Below are 13,913 nucleotides of genomic sequence, written 5' to 3' on the forward strand. Positions count from 1 at the left end.
CTTATAAAGCCTAATTGGTACAACAGCAAATTCTATGAATAGTGTAAGATTGCACGATAATTACTAATATAAAATGTTAGCCTTAGTTATTCTTTTTTACTTTAAGACCTTCAATTCTTTTCTTGTAGTAATCATTATCACTCAACTCAAAAGCCTTAGTTACGTATTTTATTGCATTAGCAAAGTCGCCTTGTGCTTCATAATACTCAGCCATAGAATCATACGCATTGGTGCTTTTAGGATAATACTCCATAGCAAGTTCAAAGTACATTTTAGCCTTTTCAGGCTGTTGCATGTCCATATTCATGTAACCGGACATATTCAAAAGCTCTTCTGGATAAGGTGGCACAGAATAACCAAAATGCGCTTTTAGCTTTTCCGCTCTGTACTTTATAATGCCAAAAAGTTCTTCTTTTGTTGTCTCAAACGAGTTTATTTTATCGGTATTTTCCATTTGATACCATTCAAAAAGTGCAACTAAACCGTCCATAATCGTTGGGAAAGGAATTGTACCATGTATATCTTTGGGATAAAATTTCCATTCAAAAGATAATCCGTTTTTAGCATTTTGCTTTACCAAGTTTGAAAAGGCAATATTAGAACGGGCGAACAAGGTGAAATCGGTCGTATCCTGCATAACATTGTCTATCGTTATTTTTGAGTTCTGCATATGCAACTGTCCGCTTAATGACATAAATAAAGCTTTGTTTTTATAGTCATAAGCAGCCATTACTTCTCGCGCCTCTTGCAATGGTTTTTGATCATCCCAATCCAGACTTGGATCTATGGCTAAATAATTGGCAAATAATTCAGGCTGATGAATGAGTGTAGAAATAGTAAATAAACCACCATAAGAATGACCTATGAGTGTTCTGTAATTGGTAACCGGATATTTGTTTTCTATATACGGAATCAATTCTGTTTCAATAAATTGTCTAAAATTATCGGCTTCTCCATTTTTTTCATTAAAAGGCATTCCATATTTAGTAGTTATAGCTGATGTGGTTAAGTCTCTTACTCTGTTTTTATCGTTAGAGATACCAACCAGTACCATTTCAGGTGTAAAACCACCGCTATAATAATTTTGAACATCATTAACCGTAGGAAGAAACAGTTCCCCATCTAAAATATAAACCACTGGGTATTTTTGATTTTTCTCAGAGGAATAACTAGCAGGCAGCTGTACACAAATAGTTCTATACTCATTTAATGTTTTAGAATAGAGACTATCTACAGCACCTACTTTTTGTAAAAATTGAGACTGTTGATGATTTTGTGCATAGATTTTATTACCCAATACTATCGTACCACAAAATGCTATAACTAGGAGTGTTATTTTTTTCATTAAAAACAATTTTTGAAAATGATTGTTAAAAATTGAAAAGTACGATGAAGTATTAGTTATTATTATTTTTTGCGACTAATGACGCTTTTTTATGTGGTTTTAACAGCAATAATTTAGCAAGAGACTTTTCCGACAGGAAAGTCAGAAGCCATAAATGACACACAGACCTGTATTACATTTTTAATTTATAAGGCTAAGGCTTTTAAATTTTAAATAAGCAGGCTCTGTTGATGTTTTATGAAGATTAGGACCTCTATAATACATTACTTTACCTGTAATAGTATTATCATTTAAATTTATTTCTGAGTATAAAATACCATCAGGATGAATTAAAGCATACTTATTTTTTCTATTTAGATAAATAAGCTTAAATATTTCTTCATTCTCTGTATCAGGATTAATAACCAGTCGATCGTTTTCTCCGTCTAATACAACAAACCCATTTCTTTTAACCCATTGGGCTCTAACATCTTCAAGTATTTCTAATTTAAAAACACCTTTGGGTTGTTGTTGTGGTGATGGTTTTGTCAAAAAAGGGATTGCTAATGTATGTGCAGTTTCTTCAATAGCTCTAATGCCATAAGCATTTGTCATTAATGAGATTGATATTTTTTCCTCAGGAAAAACACTAATAATATTACGAGTACCTTCTGCAAAACCATCTTGTTCAAAAACTTTTCGGTTATCCATATCCCAATTTTTATCCCAACCAATACTTTGCCTTATAGTATCGCCAGAGTTTAGCTTTTGAATTTCAAAAACTGTAGTCAACTCTTCTTCTTTAATAAAATCATTCATGTAAGAATTGCCTAGTTTCAGTAAATCTGAAGGTGTAGAGATCATTCCTACTCCTGCCCAACTATAACTGTAATCTTTAAGCGTATCTATTTGTGTTAAGTAGCCTTTGTTTATAGTTTCGTTATTTAATTCAAATAAATCAGTCATTTGCTCAGGCCTATTTCTTAAGTCCTCTATGCTGGTCGAGTTCATAGACAAAGGATAAAAAAGATCCTCCTTTAATACTGTCGAAAAATTTCTACCTGAAACTTTCTCTATAACTTTTGAGAGTAATGTATAACTGTGGGTGCTATATTGATATGTATCTCCTGGTTTGTGCGCTAAAGGAATGTGAGAAAAAACAGTTAGAGCATCATCAATATTAGAATAACTCTCCTGATAAAAATTATCATTTTCTGTGTAATGTTGCATACCAGATAAACCAGAAGCTAATTGCTTTATAGTAAAAGGGAATTCCTTTTCAGGGTATTCAGGTAAAAGCTTCTGCAGGGTATCATTAAAGTTTAGCTTTTTTTTTTCAATAAGTTTAACTAAAGAGGTTATGGTAATAAGCCTAGATAAACTACCCATTCTAAACTGAGTACTAGGCGTTACTGGTTGTCTTGTTTTTAAATTAGTATACCCAAAACCCTTTGTATAACTAATTTTATCATCCTTGCTAATGGCTAACGAAACACCAGGAGGCATACTTGGTAAGCTCATCAATTCGTTTACCATATAATTTACAAGCGTTTCTGCTTCTGAGTTACTAGATTCAGTAGTCTTAAACTCTTCTTTTGTTTCTTTAGGCTCGGTAGTTTTTGAAGAACAGTTTACACAAAGCGTTATTAGAAAAGTAAAAGCAGTTATTTTTTTTAGAGTAGTAAAAGTCTGTCTCATTATGGTAAAGTAGATTTATAAATCGTTTCTTATTTAGATAGAGATAAAATATGTGATGTTTTTATGTTTAGCGAAAATAAATTATTTCATTAAAATGAAATTGAAACACAACGGAATACAATAACTCAAACTTTTTAAGCAGCCGTATGTATTGATCCTATTGTAATTAAATCTGATTTGGCACTATTCTCAAAATATAGAATTAGTTTTACTCAGAGGTTTTTCACAACTACAAAACAGAACGAATAACGATAGAATTAATGGGTGTTCATTAACATTTTATGATTCCTTTTTTCTACTCCAATGACGATAAAAGGATTAAAATGTAACAAAATAACAAAATAAATTAGCCACAACAAGCTTATGTGTGGCTAGTGAAGGAAAATCAGCCATGATTTTCCACCCAAATCAAAAGATAGTAAATCCCAATGACACAAGCACGAATTGCAATTGCATGCTAGCAAATTTTCAGAAATAGACTAAAACCTATTTACCAACAGGCTAGCAAGCAATTACTTGCAGCAATTATTGACAATTTCTTATTCAACCATATTGGTAGTAGCAACTTCTCTGTGTAATTTCCATCTACCATCCTTTTTGTCCTTTTTCAAAATAGCTAAGAATGTATCTGTAATTTCTACCGCTTTTCCCTCAGTACTGGTGTAGTAAACAGAGCTAGTCCCAAAATCGTAAGCCACACTGTCACTTACAATTATTGTCTCTATGGGTCTCATTATTAGACTGTCATAACTAAATAGTTCATTAGGGCTAGATCTTTGGGTTTTATATTGTTCCCATTCTCCACAAACTGGCGTCAGAGAAATAATGTCTTTTGTTCCAAACATTTTCAGGTCTTGATACCTTTTTTCCTTTATAGCAAGTTCAAAACCACTTCTTGTCTCTTCTATTGATTTTAACTCTGCTTCAATATCAATTTCATTTTCAACTGCTATTGGGGTTTTGTCTTCTACTTTACTTCCATTGCTATTACAGGCTGTAAATATTGTTAAAATTGCCAACAAATATAAAAGTCTCATATATTATGAATTTTTGGTTAGTTTAAATTATTGCTTACGTTAAAGACACAGTCACATTTCAACAAACCATATCTATTAAAAAAACCAAGTTCGCACTTTTAAACAAAAAAACCAATACGTAACTTTACTTAGTTTTTATACATTTTGCCCCAAATTCATAGCATTAATCTCACCATGGCTCAATGCAAACTGCAAACTAGCAAACTTTCAGAAATAGACTAAAACCTATTTACCAACAGGCAATTACCCTTAGCCATTATTAGCAATAGTACCTCTACAAACACTATCAGCAAGTTTAATCATCTTTGGCAATCTAAATTCGCCATTCATTGTTTGGACTTTTTCACAGGCATTTTCTAACTCAATTCCAATAGCCGATACATAAAGAGGTTTTTTTGAGCTTTTTCTATAGACAGGCCGAATCAATTCAGTGTCCGTATTAAAACAAGATTTTGATACTCCTATAACAGGAATATTTTGACCTATGGAGTCAAACAAATATTTTCCCAATCCTTTTCTGTCTTTTCCTAGCCATACATTTGCGTCAATATAAATTAAGTCAATAGGCACTTCTATGTCTTCAATAGCCTTTAATAAGCAAGGGAGTTCCCTTTTATAAAATTGTCCAGAGATATATGGAGCTACAGAATCACACCTTACTTGCCCTACTTTAAAGGGTTCAGAACTTTGTTCATCCTCAAACAATACATAGCCAACAATAGCAAAGTCCTCATAGTAATGAACATCAAATGCGACCCGATAATAAACCAATGTGTTCTCCATGTTCTAAAATTTTTATCAGATTCTCAGTCCATCTCAAATACCAATCGCAATAACTATCGTTTAGTTTGTGTAAACTATAGTCAACATAATGCCAAACTTCTCCTTTGTTATCACCATCAACAATAATTACAGACTCAATACCGCATCCATATTCGGCAATTACAACATACCCATCATATAAAGGTTTAAACTCTTCATAGTCCTCATCATCATCTTCTTCTTCAATTTCCCATTTCTCAAGGCTAAGTAATGTATGTGGATTAACACCATAAACAGGACCTGCCCCAAACCCTAGTTCAGAAATAAATTCTCTAAACTCACTTGGTAAATCTATTTCATTTTTCTTTTCAAAAAGAGTCAATTCAGATTCAGATATCTTATCAAGTCTATAGTTCCAACGAGAAGAGCCAAACGCCTCAAAATTTGGGTCAAGACGTTTTATCTTTTCAAGGTTATCTTTTATGACTAAGTACTTTTCTTTCATAGCATTATTGCTAACGTATTTGTATATGGCTTGTTACGAAATCACAAGCAGTGTTATTACACCGTAAACCGAAAGATAAAAAATTGCAATGACAAAACCACGAAATGCAAACTGGTGAGGCCCTTAGGTGCAATAAGCGATATAACGTGTTGTACACGACTAATGTTTATGATTTATATGATGGGTTCTTAAAAGGTCTTCACCAAAATCATTATCCTTTTCCCTCCAAATAGAATGTATATGATTCCCTGTATTATCATATTCAATTATAAAGTTAGGACCGTTAATTATGTAGTAATTTGGTTCTTGTTTTTTATAACTTCCTATCCAAGCAAAGTATATCTCATCTAATCCTTTTTCCTCTATTTCTCGCAAATATTTATTAGATTTTTCATCCTCAAGATTATTAATAAATTCCTTAATAAGTAGCATTAATAAAGCTTTCTGATCTGTAGTAAGTGCATTGGCCTTGATACCTTGATACTCAGAAATTCTTTGGCTATTTGATGGATTAGTTATTATATCTCTTGGAACGTCTTGACTCAATGTCGCAATCTTTTGTTGAGATTCATCAAGCGAGTTTATTAGCTTAATTCCATAATCCTCTTCTTTACTTAAAACTCGCAGGCCGACATGCTTTGTTGAAGGCATTAACGCCGGATCAGCACCTAAAAACATGGGTGTAAAAGAAATCTCTTCTTTTATGATGGTAAGATTAATAGAAAGGTGGTGTCCTTCAAACTTTAAACTCCAAGGAGTTTGTAAACTGGGATTGCCCCAAATAGATATAAAATAATTGTTATAGTCCCAATCTAGTGCTTTAATTCTAGAAATATTCTCTTCTTTAATTAATTTCTTTTCAATTGCTTCATCAACTCTGGCGTTTAACATATCGTCTAGTTGCATAATGCTAGTGGTTTTCAAATAGCCTTGTGAACTAAAAACAGTTGTTAAAACCTCATGAAATTTAATTTTTGATTCATCAGTTAAATCACCATATTTTTTACCAGGTCGTTTTGCTAACCCTATTGGTAAATTGGTCCATTTAGTTCTTAAAGAGTCATTGAAATCCCGTAATACTTCACTCTTGGTTTCTTCGCTTAATGTCGATAGGAATTCGTTACTTATATTCACGATTTCTTTAGACGTTTGAGAAGAACCAATCAAAAAATAAAAGACGAAAAGGATACTAGACAGAATTTTCATAATGGGTTGGTTTTAATTATGTACAACGGACTCTTACAGCCTTCATTTACAGATAAATATACAAAGTTTTAGGTTAAGAACTGCTGTTAGTAACCTTTAGGTTCAACGCAGTTAAATCGAACTTGTGAGATTCATGAGCACTTGAGCATTTATAATTATACAAATAGATACAGTTATACCTCGTTCGCTGTAGTTATTCTCAGAATTTCAATTCTCAAATTTCTTCAACTCTAGTCTTATGTCATCTAAAATTTCAGAAATGCGCATGTTTATTCTTTCACTATACTGAAAGTTTAATTCTGCGTCTACACCTATCAGCGTGCTAACGTGGTATTTGGAGTTGGAATCATTTTTAAAGCCTTCAATGTCTGTTTTAAAATGCTCTAAATCTTTATTTGAAATTATTCTATTTTCTCTATTATAATTTTTCCACAAGTGCGCCATTATTTCTGCATCAAAGTACTTGTATAGATGAGCATTATACTTCTCTTTATGCTTATGAGCTTCCGTAAATAAAAATGAATTGGCAGCCCTAATACTACTCTTGTAATTTGAAATTTTTGTTTTTAAATTTTCACTTTTAATAAGACTCAAATTTCCTGAAGAAATAATTTCATCATACGTTGGTGTGCTACTATTAAAGAGCAAGGCTTTACTGTTATAGAACAAGAGGCTTACTAAAGAATCAGCTCTGAGGTTGTTCTTTCCTTCTAAAAATAGTCTTATTCTCTTCCCATCCTGCATTTTTAAGTTAGTCAACCAAGCCTGTGTTTCAATATGGCTACTATCCTTTTCAAATTCCTTTTGCAATTGTTGTAATAGATAATATTCTTTCTTGGAGTTCTTTTTTCGTTCATTCCAAGTGTTGATTTGAAGGGCAATCAAAATGCCTATAACTACAAGTATAATTTCTCCTATTGCGTAAATTAGATACTTACTGAATTTATTTTCAGACAGAAGCTTTAGTCTAAATTTTCTAAAGAATTTTATCATTAGAGGTTAGTTTCTCTAAAGATATGATTTTTAATCTATTGAAATTCTGGAAATGGTGAAGCAATTCCGATTAGGACACGAGTACAAAGTGTGAACTGTACACTAGCAAATTTTCAGAAGTAAGCGATAACAAGCAATAACTCATAGCCATTGTTAGTCACCGTATTTTTTACTTATTTCAAATGGTTTTTTATCTGAAGTAGCCATTTTATAGTGTTCCAAAGCCTCTTCCATAGTAAGATCTGTTGGCAAATTTTCAACGAATGTCATAACTGATGTAAATATGAACGGTATGTTACTTCTTGAAAGAAAATCAGATTTTAGTTCAATGTCGTATAATTGATCAGCATTCCATTTTTTTCTTATTTCATTAGCACGCTCATATTCTTGCTTATTCAAATTTACAAGCCATATTTGGTTATTTAGAGAATCTGGCAACAAGTGATGTTTATATTGCCAGGTAGAGTAAACCTCAAAATCTCTTTTATCATTATCATTTTGGAAATGCAGATAAGAGATGGCTTGTTCAGGATCAAATCGTCCCTCATTAACTGTCTTACAAAGAATGGGTTCAAGATCAATTATGTTTTTATTGCCGCTTCTTCTTTGGGATGTATGAACTAAAACTACATCATGATCTTGCCCTCTTAAGGATGTTCTAAAACCGAGCTCTATCTGAGAAGGGAAGCCAAGAGAATCAGTTATTGAAAGTATCCTGTTCATATTTAGTATTCGATTAGCTTGAATAGTGTCATCATGAGTATCGTACATTGGTCTGAACAATTGATCTCTTTCCCAAATGGATTTGAATTCATTTCTTAATCTTGGGTCATATGCAGTCGTTCTTTTCTCTACGAAAGAATTCCAAAGGGTTTCATCTATATAGGTGTTGACAAAAATTGACTTTAGCAAACTTAAATCATCAGAATTATTTATAAGTAGTTGAAGATTTAAATTTCTTTCATCTAAATTATTAGAGAGTTGATTTGAAAGTGCGGCATTATATACATCAGCACCAAAAGGTTTTTTGATTTCTTTAAATGCCAATGAATAATTTTTGGATGCGCTATCAAAATCACCATCACAAATTGCAATTTCAGCTTTATTAGTTAGTCTGTGATATTTAGTAATTGCTTCATTATTATAGTTGCATTTCGTTAATTCAGTGATGGCAGAATTTTCAGACGTAATAGTCGTCTCATTACGGTTTTTGCAACTTACTTGAATCGTCAGAATAATTATAATAATTGCAATTCTCATTTTAAAATTTATGGTGCCTAACGGTTTTGGCTATGGTTTTGTTGCGTGAAAATCCGTAAGGATTTTCCGCCGTAAACCGAAGATAGCAAAATTGCGAGGACTTTCCGAGAGGAAAGTCAGAAGCAATGAACTATAGCCGGTGTTGTGTGGCGTTTTTATATTGACATTGTTGTAAATACACTTCCTGCTACTAGTATAAAAGAAAACATCCTATCAGCCATTAGTCCACCACTTTTCTCTAATTTTGGTTCTCTCTTATAGATTAAAATATAGAAATATCTCAATACTTTGTAAATAATAAGATAGCACAAACTTGCTTTTGTAGACCTAATCCAAATGTCTGCACCTTTTTCCTCTAGTAGGTAATATCCAATGATAGCTAAAACAAGAGATAATGTAAATAGCATTAAATAGACTTTACTTTCTTTCAATAAATCAAACTCGAACATTATCCATATTACTAAACCGAATGAGGATACTTTTACAGCTGTCAAAAAATGGTCTGTATTATAAGTGAGAAACCAAGAAATTGATGTTGTTAAAATAAAGAATATTGAAATCACTAAAAATCTAGATTTAAATTTTTGAATTTTTAAATCACTTTTTATTTTCGACATATTGGATTAATTTTTCATCTTACTTAAATGACACACAACGCCTCGGCTATGAGTAGTTGCGTGGTTTAGCACTTAACTTTGCAAGTACACACCAAACTGACACGAGCGCAGCGAACTGGCGCAAGCAAAATTCGCGAGACACGAGCACGCAGAGCGAACTGTGCGCTAGCAAATTTTCAGAAACTATCAAGAACAAGCAATGACGCATAGCCATTGTTAGCCACTGTGTTTTTATTCGGTTGTAAATTCGTTTTTATTATCTCTAATGTACTTTATTCTTAATTGTCCAATTTTCTCGGAATCATAAAGGTTATAAAATTCAGTATCCAAATCATTCAGTGGATTGTCTTTATAGGATTCGCTAAAACTTTCCATTGTTCCATCGTCAAATTCCTCAAGTCGTTCCTTATTTTCCGAGTAAATTTTATTCGCTCGTTTAGTTAATTCTGAGAACTTTTTGGCTCCGATTGTCATAAATCCGATTTCTGCCATTTCCGCAAATTGTCCGCTTGAATTGAAATAGAATTGATTAAATCCACCATTGTTAACTTCGGCTTCCAACCACCAAGTAGAAAAAACTGCCTGTTGTCCATTGGTCAATTTAGATATTTTGTCCAAAGTGTATTGTTCACCGTCTTGGAATTTGGTGTCAATATTGTCCATAATCGCCTGTTCCAATTTGTCATCAGAAATTGAGTCCAAAATTTCAGAAGTCAAGGTTTTATAAATTGTCCGATTATTAAATTCGTCAATACTATTTTCAATAAGCAAGTCCATTTCGGATTTTTCTTTTTTCGGTTCGTTTTTTTCTTTGCAACCGAAGAAGTTTAGAATAGATGTCAGAATCATTATGGTTATAATCTTTTTGCTCATTGATTGGCTTACATTGTGGGTAACGGTCTCCTTTACTTTGATATCATTAAATTTAACAAGAGAAGAGAGGAGAACTCGAACGGTCTTTAGATAATATCCATTACACGTAATAGTCCTCTCTGTCTCTTGTAGGATGTTTTGAAGAACTAATTGGAATACCTAGCCCTATAGGCTCATTAAAGGAAATAGTTACAAAACATCATTAATGATAATTTTTTTAAATATATGAAAAATGTTAGAGATGTAATCGGGATAGATGTATCCAAGAAAACCATAGATGCTACAGCATACCAAAGCGAGCATCATGCTGTATTTACCAATGATAGAGCAGGTTATTCAAAACTCCTTAAATGGGCAAATCACCAAGTTGGCAGTGATTCTTATTTTTTATGTTTCGAAAATACGGGCAATTACTCACTAAAGCTATCTGTTTTTTTATCAGAAAGTGGAGTTTGTTATGTAGAAGAAAGTCCTATGCGCATAAAGCGCAGTACAGGTCTTACAAGAGAGAAGACAGACAAGCTAGACTCTTATATGATAGCCAGGTTCGGATGGATGTATAGAGAAGAGCTTCAGCCAAGTCATATGAAACCACAGATCTTTCAAGAACTGGGAAGAATACTCTCATTAAGAGACCAATTGGTTAAAGATCGAAGTGGGTTAAAATCTACATTAAAAGAAAACAAGCACTTGCTGTCAAGCCCATCCACAGATGTTTGCTGCAAGATTTTAGAACGATCTATAAAACATATAGACAAACAAATAGAAGCCTTAGAAAGCCAGATGAAAACATTGGTAAAGACCGATGATACCTTAAGGCAAAACTATGAGTTGCTGCGTTCGGTAAAAGGCGTAGGTCTTATACTTAGCTGCCAATTGCTCTACCACACCTCTAACTTTATTAAATTCAGTACATGGAGAACCTTTTCAAGTTATTGTGGTATAGCACCGTTCGAGTACAGTTCAGGAAGCTCAATAAGACGGCGAAAACAGAGCCATTATATAGGTGATAGAAAAATGAAGACCCTATTGAGCATGGCAGCCGTATCAGCTATTCAATCAGACCAAGAACTTAAGAAATACTACCATAGAAAACTCGAAGAAGGTAAACACAAAATGATAGCCTTAAACAATGTTAGAAACAAAATATTGGCAAGAAGTTTTGCAGTAATAAAAAGAGGTACGCCCTTTGTAAATATAGCAGCTGTAAATTATTAAAAAAACACTTGTTTTTTACCTTGGAATACGTATAACCGTCAGTTACGGATTTAAAGTTAAGAATTTTCGGTTAAGCACTTGCGTTAGACAAACCTTTAGGTTCGGCGTAGCCAACTCCGAGTGGATTCGAAAGCCTGTCCTGAGCCCTGTCGAAGGGTAGTCGAATCCGCCACCAAAGGCAGAGTTCAACACCAAGCACAATGAACTCAAGCCTTACTTGACCTCATTGATGCTTAATTGTTGGCTGTAGTGTTTTTTTTCAATCCCATATGTTTGGTCGATCAATTTTCATTGCTCTTAAATACGACAGAAATTGTCCTGCGTGAACTGATTCGTGATATCCAATCCGTAACAAATATTTTGAAAGGATTTTCTTGTCTCCATTTCCAGGGTGAACGATTTCGGTTTCGTTTAATTCCTTATCCGAAAAATGTTCAATACTTTCTATAAATGCTTTTCTATGAGGTTCGGCAAATTCAAGTTCGTCTGTAACGTTAATGAATGGTCGGTTTTCCCAAGGTGTTCTATAATTTTTCATATCACCTTGATTAATAATAATATTCCATCCATAATCAGCCTCCAAAATGTGTCTTATCATTTCTGAGGCACTCATAGCTTTTTCGTCAGGTTTCCAATTATAATATTTCTCAGGTAGCCCATTCCAAAGTTTTATACTTCTTCTCCTTATTTCTGTAAAATTTAAAGTTATAAGTTCAGATTGGGTCATTTTCTTTGTTTTTATACATAATGTTTAAAATTATGTAGCCTTTATTCAGGACGGGTCATAATTGTACACAACGGTCTCGGCTATGAGTAGTTGCGTGTTTTAGCACTTATCTTTGCAAGTACATACCAAACTGACACGAGCGCAGCGAACTGGCGCAAGCAAAATCCGCGAGGATTTTCAGAAGTAGCACAGAACAAGCAATTACTTATAGCCATTGTTGTGCGTTCGTTTTTATATTTTTTTCCAAACTGTATTCGCTATTGCACAATTTTTTTTGCTACTGTTTATTTTTATTGTATGCGAATAATATTTAAAATCATTATCTTCTGATTCAGTTTTTTCCAATTCTTTAGTTAACGAAATTATGTTGTCTCCATAATGAGCCTCCGAAACAAATCTACCGTCAATGGAATACAAATTGTAGTTGTTGATAATTTCGTCTGGAATTGACTCAACTACCCATTGTAAATATCTAATGTTGTTGACGTGTCTTATCATATCTGTATCGTATCTGTTAACCTTAAAGGATAGTTGAAAGTCCGCAACATCAATTGGTTCAATTTTTTTGGAAATATCTGCTCTAATTGATAAATCGTTGGATTCAGACCACTTTTCTTTTATTTCTTCAAATATTTGTGTTGGTCTTCGTCTTGCAATATCAAAGAATATCCATAAACCTTTTGCACGTCCAATTATATTGTTTTTTTCGTCATAAATAATGTTTTCTCTAAACCCTTTAATACTTGAGTATTTCGACATCCAAGTTCTAATGGTAATTTTTTCTTTGTATTTTGGATATCGCTCCATTTGCATTATTCCAGAGATTAAAACCCAACCTATATTTTTATCAGCTAACTGATACAAACTATTATTTATTGATTGGCAATGTTCGGCAGCCGTTTCTTCTAACAGCGTAAGCATAGTTGTTGGCGAAGCAACTCCAAACTCATTCATCTCGAAATATCTTAATTCAAATGATTTGTCAAAATAATTTTTAGACATATACTATTCAATTTTAAATGACGCACAACGTTAGTATATACAAACCTAGCCAAAAAAGTACGCATATACAACCCTAATTATGTGTTATTCAGTACCTTTTAGCAAATTATGGCATAACCATATAAAAGTGAGTTATGTCGCACCTTAGCACATTCAAAACCATACACAGTTTTAGATATATGGCCCCAAATCCATGTCATTTATCCCGCCATGGCTCGCATGCGCCACCACTACTCCATTGCGTATCACCAAAAGTTGCGGAGACTCGTGCATTACTTCAAATTTGTAACCCACCTCATTAGACACATCCCTGTAACTCAGCAAATCCAAATAATACAAATCAGCATTTAAGTCCAAATCATAGGCAGCAACAAACTGGTTCATCACCATTCTGCTAATCCCACAACGCGTAGAGTGCTTAAAAATAAGCTGCGTTTTCCCTTTAGACCGCTCAGCAATAGCATCCAATTGGTCAATACCGTTCAGAGCAATCCAAGGCAGTATCTTTTCTTCTTTAGGCTCAGATGAGCCAAACAATTTTTTAAACATTATAAATCTATTTTTTAACGTCAGTTCGAGTGTCCCGACCGTGAGCGTCGGGATGTATCGAGAACCTTTGAAACTAAAATCTTCGTCAGTTCGAGTGAAATGCACCAGCATTTTGTATCGAGAACCCTATCATAAAACCAAA

General features: G+C 33.3%; 14 protein-coding genes. 1 reads left to right on the plus strand and 13 read right to left on the minus strand.

All coding sequences use genetic code 11. From position 1 onward, the window contains the following. Positions 1-82: 82 nt before the first annotated feature. From MST30_RS15395 to MST30_RS15440, 10 genes are all read right to left on the minus strand, one after another. Positions 83-1,345 (minus strand): alpha/beta hydrolase-fold protein, encoded by a 1,263-nt coding sequence (locus MST30_RS15395; RefSeq protein WP_243472300.1) that lies wholly within the window; start codon positions 1,343-1,345, stop codon positions 83-85. 180 nt (positions 1,346-1,525) lie between these two features. Then, a complete protein-coding gene (locus MST30_RS15400; protein WP_243472301.1) occupies positions 1,526-3,022 on the minus strand; it encodes a serine hydrolase domain-containing protein in 1,497 nt (498 codons plus the stop codon). 539 nt (positions 3,023-3,561) lie between these two features. After that, positions 3,562-4,059, minus strand: a complete 498-nt coding sequence (locus MST30_RS15405; RefSeq protein WP_243472302.1) for a Cif family virulence factor — start codon at positions 4,057-4,059, stop codon at positions 3,562-3,564. A 249-nt stretch (positions 4,060-4,308) separates the two neighbouring features. Next, positions 4,309-4,842, minus strand: coding sequence for an endonuclease V (locus MST30_RS15410; RefSeq protein WP_243472303.1), 534 nt, complete (start codon positions 4,840-4,842; stop codon positions 4,309-4,311). Beyond that, positions 4,805-5,326, minus strand: a complete 522-nt coding sequence (locus MST30_RS15415; RefSeq protein ID WP_243472304.1) for an SMI1/KNR4 family protein — start codon at positions 5,324-5,326, stop codon at positions 4,805-4,807. Before MST30_RS15415 ends, MST30_RS15410 begins: the two co-directional genes overlap by 38 nt. 159 nt (positions 5,327-5,485) lie before the next feature. After that, complete coding sequence (locus tag MST30_RS15420) at positions 5,486-6,532, minus strand: DUF3500 domain-containing protein (RefSeq protein WP_243472305.1); 1,047 nt, start codon at positions 6,530-6,532, stop codon at positions 5,486-5,488. A gap of 207 nt (positions 6,533-6,739) precedes the next feature. Continuing rightward, positions 6,740-7,525, minus strand: a complete 786-nt coding sequence (locus MST30_RS15425; RefSeq protein WP_243472306.1) for a DUF6090 family protein — start codon at positions 7,523-7,525, stop codon at positions 6,740-6,742. A gap of 153 nt (positions 7,526-7,678) precedes the next feature. After that, a complete protein-coding gene (locus MST30_RS15430) occupies positions 7,679-8,785 on the minus strand; it encodes a hypothetical protein (RefSeq protein WP_243472307.1) in 1,107 nt (368 codons plus the stop codon). A 155-nt stretch (positions 8,786-8,940) separates the two neighbouring features. Then, positions 8,941-9,402: a hypothetical protein gene (locus MST30_RS15435; protein WP_243472308.1), complete on the minus strand. Its 462-nt coding sequence runs from the start codon at positions 9,400-9,402 to the stop codon at positions 8,941-8,943. A gap of 231 nt (positions 9,403-9,633) precedes the next feature. Next, positions 9,634-10,275 (minus strand): DMP19 family protein, encoded by a 642-nt coding sequence (locus tag MST30_RS15440; protein WP_243472309.1) that lies wholly within the window; start codon positions 10,273-10,275, stop codon positions 9,634-9,636. Positions 10,276-10,500: 225 nt separating this feature from the next. Between MST30_RS15440 and MST30_RS15445 the strand changes: the two genes are divergently transcribed. Next, positions 10,501-11,493, plus strand: a complete 993-nt coding sequence (locus MST30_RS15445) for an IS110 family RNA-guided transposase (RefSeq protein ID WP_243472310.1) — start codon at positions 10,501-10,503, stop codon at positions 11,491-11,493. A gap of 259 nt (positions 11,494-11,752) precedes the next feature. Here MST30_RS15445 and MST30_RS15450 read toward each other — a convergent pair whose 3' ends face one another. The 3 genes from MST30_RS15450 to ytxJ form a co-directional block, all read right to left on the minus strand. Next, positions 11,753-12,220: a DinB family protein gene (locus tag MST30_RS15450; protein ID WP_243472311.1), complete on the minus strand. Its 468-nt coding sequence runs from the start codon at positions 12,218-12,220 to the stop codon at positions 11,753-11,755. Between the two features lie 231 nt (positions 12,221-12,451). After that, the gene (locus MST30_RS15455) at positions 12,452-13,222 is read right to left on the minus strand and encodes an acyl-[acyl-carrier-protein] thioesterase (RefSeq protein ID WP_243472312.1); all 771 of its coding nucleotides are present in this window, start codon (positions 13,220-13,222) and stop codon (positions 12,452-12,454) included. Between the two features lie 171 nt (positions 13,223-13,393). Then, a complete protein-coding gene (ytxJ, locus tag MST30_RS15460; RefSeq protein ID WP_243472313.1) occupies positions 13,394-13,771 on the minus strand; it encodes a bacillithiol system redox-active protein YtxJ in 378 nt (125 codons plus the stop codon). Positions 13,772-13,913: the final 142 nt, after the last annotated feature.

Origin of the sequence: Winogradskyella sp. MH6 (genome assembly GCF_022810765.1) — a bacterium.
Classification (GTDB): Bacteria; Bacteroidota; Bacteroidia; order Flavobacteriales; family Flavobacteriaceae; genus Winogradskyella.